General features: G+C 72.2%; 3 protein-coding genes. 2 read left to right on the top strand and 1 reads right to left on the bottom strand.

Annotated elements, in window-relative coordinates; translation table 11 throughout:
* Positions 1-142, top strand: a 142-nt coding sequence (locus tag ACTUAL_RS22595) for a DUF397 domain-containing protein (RefSeq protein WP_440901646.1), incomplete at its 5' end; no start/stop codon positions are given.
* A 58-nt stretch (positions 143-200) separates the two neighbouring features.
* Here the strand turns inward: ACTUAL_RS22595 and ACTUAL_RS22590 are convergent.
* The gene (locus tag ACTUAL_RS22590) at positions 201-3578 is read right to left on the bottom strand and encodes a pyruvate carboxylase (RefSeq protein ID WP_440901645.1); all 3378 of its coding nucleotides are present in this window, start codon (positions 3576-3578) and stop codon (positions 201-203) included.
* 269 nt (positions 3579-3847) lie between these two features.
* On the opposite strand from ACTUAL_RS22590, the gene ACTUAL_RS22585 reads away from it, so the two are divergent.
* The coding region (locus ACTUAL_RS22585; protein ID WP_440901644.1) for a hypothetical protein at positions 3848-5020 on the top strand (1173 nt) is incomplete at its 3' end.

Genomic DNA, 5020 nt, shown 5'->3' with positions numbered 1-5020 from the left:
CAACTGCGTCGAGGTCATGCGCACCCCCGACGAGGTCCTGGTCCGCAACTCCCACCGACCCGACGAGGCCCCGCAGCGGTTCACGTTCGCCGAGTGGGAGTTCTTCACCGCGGGCGCGAAGCAGGGCGTGTTCGACCTCTGAAACCGGAAGGGCGGGCGCCCCGGCAAGGGGACGCCCGCCCGGAGGATCCCGGAATCGGCTACTCCAGCACCACCAGCAGATCCCCGCCTTCGACCTGCTGCACGTTCCCCACCGCCAACCGCGCCACCCGCCCGGCCTTCGGCGCGGTGATCGCGGCCTCCATCTTCATCGCCTCGATCGTCGCCAGGGTCTGCCCCGCGTCGACCTCGTCGCCCTCCGCGACCGACGGCTGGACCACGCCCGAGAACGGGGCCGCCACGTGGTTCGGGTTGGCGCGGTCCGCCTTCTCCGCCGCCGGGACCTCCGCGGCGATCGAGCGGTCCCGCACCTGGATCGGGCGGAGCTGGCCGTTGAGGACCGCCATCACGGTGCGGACCCCGCGCTCGTCCGCCTCGCCGATCGCCTCGAGGCGGATCAGCAGGCGCACGCCCGGCTCCAGGTCCACCGGGTACTCCTCGCCCGGCCGCAGGCCGTAGAAGAAGTCCTTGCTGCTCAGCACGCTCGTGTCGCCGTACGCGTCCCGGTGCGCCAGGTACTCCTTGGTGGGCGCCGGGAACAGCAACCGGTTCAGGGTCGCGCGGGGCTTCTCGGCCAGGCCCTTGCGGTCCTCCTCGGTCAGCTCCGCGACCGCCTTCGGGGCCGCCCTGCCCTTCAGCGCCTTGCTGCGGAACGGCTCCGGCCAGCCGCCGGGCGGGTCGCCCAGCTCGCCGTGCAGGAAGCCGACGACCGAACCCGGCACGTCGAACCTGCCCGGCTCGGCCTCGAACTCGGCCGGGCTCACGCCGGCGCCGACCAGGTGCAGCGCCAGGTCGCCGACCACCTTGGACGACGGCGTCACCTTCACCAGCCTGCCGAGCATCCGGTCGGCGGCGGCGTACATCGCCTCGATCTCCTCGAACTTCTGGCCGAGGCCGAGCGCCACCGCCTGGGTGCGCAGGTTCGACAGCTGGCCGCCGGGGATCTCGTGGCTGTACACCCGCCCCGTCGGGCCGGGGATGCCGGACTCGAACGGCGCGTACACCTTCCGCACCGACTCCCAGTACGGCTCCAGGTCGCACACCGCCGCCAGGTCCAGGCCGGTCGCGTGCGGGGTGTGGTCGGTCGCCGCCACGATCGCCGACAGCGGCGGCTGCGAGGTGGTGCCCGCCATCGACGCCGCCGCGCCGTCCACCGCGTCCACGCCGGACTGGATCGCCGCCAGGTACGTGGCCAGCTGGCCGCCTGCGGTGTCGTGGGTGTGCAGGTGCACCGGCAGGTCGAACTCGCTGCGCAGCGCGGTGATGAGCTTCGCGGCGGCGGGCGGGCGGAGCAGCCCGGCCATGTCCTTCACCGCGAGCACGTGCGCGCCCGCCGACACGATCTGCTCGGCCAGCCGCAGGTAGTAGTCGAGCGTGTAGAGCCGCTCGTCCGGGTTGGACAGGTCGGAGGTGTAGCAGAGCGCGACCTCGGCGACGGCCGTGCCGGTGGCGCGCACCGCCTCGATCGCGGGCCGCATCTGCTCGACGTCGTTCAGCGCGTCGAAGATGCGGAAGATGTCGATGCCGGTCGCGGTGGCCTCCTCGACGAAGGCGCTGGTCACCGCCTCGGGGTACGGCGTGTACCCGACCGTGTTGCGCCCGCGCAGCAGCATCTGCAGCGCGATGTTCGGCACCGCCTCGCGCAGCGCGGCCAGCCGCTCCCACGGGTCCTCGGCGAGGAACCGCAGCGCCACGTCGTAGGTCGCCCCGCCCCACGCCTCCAGCGACAGCAGCTCGGGCGTGAGCCGCGCGACGTGCGGCGCGACGGCCAGCAGGTCCTTGGTGCGCACGCGCGTGGCCAGCAGCGACTGGTGCGCGTCGCGGAACGTGGTGTCGGTGACGCCGACGCGCTCGCTGGAGCGCAGCCACCGCGCGAACCCCTCCGGGCCGAGCTGGTCCAGGCGCTGCTTGCTGCCGGGAGCCGGGTCGGCGGACAGGTCGACGGGCGGCAGCTTCAGCCTGGGGTCCACGGCGGACGGCCGGGCGCCGTTCGGCCGGTTCACCGTCACGTCGGCCAGGTACGTCAGCAGGCGCGTCCCCCGGTCCGCGGAGGAGCGCGCGGTCAGCAGGTGCGGGCGCTTCTCGATGAACGAGGTGGTGACGCGGCCCTCGTAGAAGTCCGGGTCGTCCAGCACCGCCTGCAGGAACGGGATGTTCGTGGACACGCCCCGGATGCGGAACTCGGCGACCGCGCGCCGGGCGCGGGCGACGGCGGCGGAGAACGTGCGGCCCCGGCAGGTCAGCTTGACCAGCATCGAGTCGAAGTGGGCGCTGATCGCGGTGCCGACGCCGGTGGTGCCGCCGTCCAGGCGCACGCCGGAGCCGCCGGGCGAGCGGTAGGCGCTGATCATGCCGGTGTCCGGGCGGAACCCGTTGGCGGGGTCCTCGGTGGTGATGCGGCACTGGAGCGCGGCGCCGCGCAGCTGCACGGTGTCCTGGCTCAGGCCCAGGTCCGCGAGGGTCTCGCCGGAGGCGATGCGCATCTGGGACTGCACGAGGTCGACGTCGGTGACCTCCTCGGTGACCGTGTGCTCGACCTGGATGCGCGGGTTCATCTCGATGAACACGTAGTTCCCGCGCGGGTCGAGCAGGAACTCGACGGTGCCCGCGTTGCGGTACCCGATGTGCCGCGCGAACCTGACCGCGTCGCCGCAGATCCGCTCGCGCAGCTCCGGCGGGAGGTTCGGGGCGGGCGCGATCTCGATGACCTTCTGGTGGCGGCGCTGCACCGAGCAGTCGCGCTCGAACAGGTGGATCACGCCGCCCTGCCCGTCCGCGAGGATCTGCACCTCGATGTGCCGGGGCTCGACCACGGCCTGCTCCAGGAACACCGTCGGGTCCCCGAAGGCGGACTCGGCCTCGCGGGACGCGGCCTCGATCGCCTCGCGCAGCGCGGCCGGGTCCTCGACGCGCCGCATCCCGCGCCCGCCGCCGCCCGCGACGGCCTTGACGAACACCGGGAAGCCGATGTCGTCGGCCGCCGCGAGCAGCGCGTCGACGTCGCTGGACGGGTCGCTGGACTTGAGCACGGGTAGCCCGGCGGCGCGGGCGGCGGCGATGGCGCTGGCCTTGTTGCCGGTCAGCTCCAGCACCTCGGTGGGGGGACCCACGAAGGTGATCCCCGCGTCGGCGCAGGCCTTGGCCAGTCCGGGGTTCTCGGAGAGGAAGCCGTAACCGGGGTACACGGCGTCGGCGCCCGCCTTGCGCGCGGCCTTGATGACCTCGTCGACGGACAGGTACGCCCGCACGGGGTGGCCGGGCTCGCCGATCTCGTAGGACTCGTCCGCCTTCAGCCGGTGCAGGGAGTTGCGGTCCTCGTGGGGGAAGACCGCGACCGTGCCCGCGCCCAGCTCGTAAGCGGCGCGGAACGCCCGGATGGCGATCTCGCCGCGGTTGGCGACAAGTACCTTGCGGAACATTCTGCGTTCCTCCCGGTCACTCGATGGCAATCAAGGCACGCTACCGTGCGCGTCCCGCCAATCGGGAGATCCATCTCACGTGACGGACATCATTCCCACATGTCTCGACACGAGCCCGACCTGCGGTGATCCTCCCCCCTGCGAGGGACCCCCGCACCCGCTGTCCGGACGCGCGGTGATCGCCTTATAACGCTCGATCACGAAAAGATCACGTGCCGTTAGCTACATCGGGTGACAACTAGGGGGTCCGTCTCGGTAGTGTGGGAATTATGGCCGGGGCTGAAGGGACTGGGCAGCCTGCTGCCCGCACGCATTTCGACGTCGTCCTGCGCGGGTACAACCAGCGTCAGGTGAACGAGCGCGTCACGCGCTTGGAGTTCGACCTCAAGAACGCGGCGCGCGCGCACGACGCCGCGAACGCCCAGGTGGCGGAGCTGACGAAGCTCCTCACAGGCACCCGCGCCGAGCTGGACAAGGTCAAGGGCCAGTTGGCCAGCCTCGCCAACAGCCCGCTGAACGCCTCGAACGTCACCGAGCGCGTGCGGGTCATGATGACCTTGGCCGAGGAGGAGATCGCCGACATACGCCAGGCCGCGCTGACCGAGGCCAACGCGACCAGGGAGGACGCCTCCAGGGCCGCCGCCGAGGGGCAGGCCGCGCACCAGCGCGCGATGGCCGAGCTGGAGGCGCGCGGCAGGCAGCTGGAGGCCGCGCACATCCAGCGGACCACCGAGCTGGAGCGGCAGCACGAGGAGCGCAGGGCGGAGCTGGAGCGCGCGCACGAGGAGATGCGGCTCAAGCTGACCGCCGAGCACACCGGGCTGATGGCGGAGGCGCGCACGGAGCGCGAGCGGTCGGTCGCCGAGTTCGAGGCGAAGAACGCCGACCTGGAGCAGCGGCGGACCGAGCTGGAGCAGAAGTACAAGGTCTACCACGACGACCTCGACAAGGAGTACGACGAGCTGAAGACCGCGCTCCGCAAGGAGCACGAGCGGCACGTCGTCGAGGCGAAGGCGGAGGCGGCGAAGCTGCTGGCGTCGGCCAACGACGAGGCGGCGCGGTTGGTCGGCGGGGCCACCGAGGAGGCCGCGCGGCTCAAGGCCGAGTCGGACGCGCAGATCGCCGAGCTGGAGTCCGAGGCGCTCGGGAAGGCCGAGAAGACGGTCGCGGACGCGAACGCGCTCGCGGAGAAGACCGTGACCGAGGCCAACGAGCTGGCCGGGAAGACCGTGGCCGACGCGAACGCGCTGGCCGAGAAGACCGTGACCGAGGCGACGGCGCTCGCCGAGAAGACCGTCGCGGACGCCAACGCGCTGGCCGAGCAGACGACCACCGAGGCCGTCGAGGCGGCGGAGAAGCTGACGGCCGAGACGAACGCGGCGGCCGAGCGGACCGTGGCCGAGGCCAACGCGCTCGCGGAGAGGACCACGTCCGAGGCGACG

The organism is Actinosynnema sp., assembly GCF_052038725.1.
Note: the sequence above shows the minus strand (reverse complement) of the source record. Positions and strands in the feature narration are given on the sequence as shown.